The following is a 231-nucleotide window of genomic DNA, read 5'->3' as shown; positions in this document are numbered from 1 at the left end:
CGTTAGTAGTGGGTAACACAACCCACCGAGTAGTAAAAAAGGGATGAGTAACCAGCCTTCAAATACGGAAAATATTAAAAACAGCGGACTGAGTAATAATAATTTTATAATACGAAGTAGTACTTTATTAACAGGTGAAAGCATACTTAAAGAAATCGATAAAACAGCTTTTCAGTCACGTAATATTAAATGTTATAGATCATTAATTTGTCTAGAAAAAAAAAAAATAAT

Annotated in this window: 1 pseudogene; it reads right to left on the bottom strand. The window is 29.4% G+C overall.

The annotated features are described in order from the left end of the window. Positions 1–186: pseudogene (locus AAEY55_RS18665) on the bottom strand (hypothetical protein); the annotation flags it as partial. Positions 187–231: the final 45 nt, after the last annotated feature.

It is taken from the genome of Pseudoalteromonas sp. 120-MNA-CIBAN-0494, assembly GCF_040308885.1.
In the GTDB taxonomy this organism is placed as follows: Bacteria; Pseudomonadota; Gammaproteobacteria; order Enterobacterales; family Alteromonadaceae; genus Pseudoalteromonas; species Pseudoalteromonas nigrifaciens.
This window is presented reverse-complemented; position numbering and strand designations above follow the sequence as displayed.